The 1,510-nt window shown below is 45.8% G+C and carries 1 protein-coding gene; it reads left to right on the top strand.

The window, feature by feature from the left end:
- The coding region (locus BKK52_RS11825; protein ID WP_158076054.1) for a ShlB/FhaC/HecB family hemolysin secretion/activation protein at positions 1–1,510 on the top strand (1,510 nt) is incomplete at both ends.

The following is a 1,510-nucleotide window of genomic DNA, read 5'->3' as shown; positions in this document are numbered from 1 at the left end:
CCCCGAATCGCTTACCAACGGAGGCAGAAAAACAAATCATTGCCCGTCAGGAACAGTTGCAAATGGGGCGGAATAATGAAATCCAATCCCGGCAAGTGCAAACCCCGAATATCCGACTTGAAGCCGAAAAAACGAAAACAAACGGCTTTCCTCAACAAGAAGCGCAATGTTTTCCCATCAATCAACTTGTTCTCACCGATTTTAATGCAAATGAAGCCAACCCAAAATTGATTCAACCCAGCCGTTTTAATTGGGCGTTAAATGCGGTTTATGCCGAGCGTGATTTTACCTTGCCGACGTGTATTGGGGCGGAGGGGATTAATGTGTTGTTGCGCCGTATTCAAAACCGTTTGATTGATTTTGGCTATGTGACCACACGCGTGCTGGTCGAACCGCAGGATTTGCGTTCGGGAATGTTGGTGTTAACCGTCATTCCGGGCAAAGTTGGGCATATTCAATTACAAGACCAAAGTGCGATACCTTTTGCGACAAGAGGGACACTTTGGTTTGCGATGCCCATGACAGAAGGGGATATTTTAAATGTACGTGATATTGAGCAAGGGCTGGAAAACTTAAAACGTATACCAAGTGCTGATGCGAACATTGAATTAGTACCGGGGGAGACAATGGGGGAAACCGATGTGGTGATTCAATACAAACAAGGTTTACCTTTTCATCTCACATTAGGGTTGGATGATTCAGGCACCAAAGCGACAGGGCGCCTACAAGGCTCGGCGACGTTTTCTTGGGATAATGTATTGACCTTAAACGATATGTTCTATATCAGCGGTACAAGGAGTTTTAAACGGGATAGCGATAATGCAGAGGGGGATTACGGCAGTAAAAATCTCAGTCTTTATTATTCGATTCCGTGGAAAAATTATCTGCTCACCCTTTCCGGCTCACGCTATACCTATCACCAAACCATTGCAGGCGCTTTTGAATCTTACCAATATTCCGGTGAAAGCCAACAAATGAAAGTGAACTTGAGCCGATTATTAAGTCGGGGCAGCCAATATAAAACCTCTTTTAATGCCGGTGTGTGGGCGAGAAAATCCTCAAATTACATTAATGACACCGAAGTCGAAGTCCAGCGCCGCCGTACGGCAGGATGGGAAGTGGGATTAAATCATACGCACTATATTGGTAATGCGACCCTTCAACTTGCGGCAAACTATAAACGGGGAACGGGGGCCTATCGAGCACTCCCCGCGCCGGAAGAAGTCTTTGATGAAGGTACCTCAAGAATGCAGATTATTACCGCCTCCATTGATTTTAGCTATCCTTTCACCCTTGCCAATCAGATACTCCGTTTTAACACGAGCTGGAATGCCCAGTGGAACCAAACCCCATTAGTACAACAAGATAAATTCAGCATTGGCGGACGTTATACCGTGCGAGGGTTTGACGGTGAGCTTACCCTTTCTGGTGAAAGTGGCTGGCTGTGGCGCAATGAATTAGGCTGGAATGTGATGAATAAAGGGCATGAGCTTTATATCGGCATTGACAA

This window comes from Rodentibacter trehalosifermentans, from assembly GCF_002000545.1.
Taxonomy (GTDB): domain Bacteria; phylum Pseudomonadota; class Gammaproteobacteria; order Enterobacterales; family Pasteurellaceae; genus Rodentibacter; species Rodentibacter trehalosifermentans.
The sequence above is the reverse complement of the archived record's forward strand: the minus strand, read 5'-3'. Positions and strand labels throughout refer to the sequence as shown.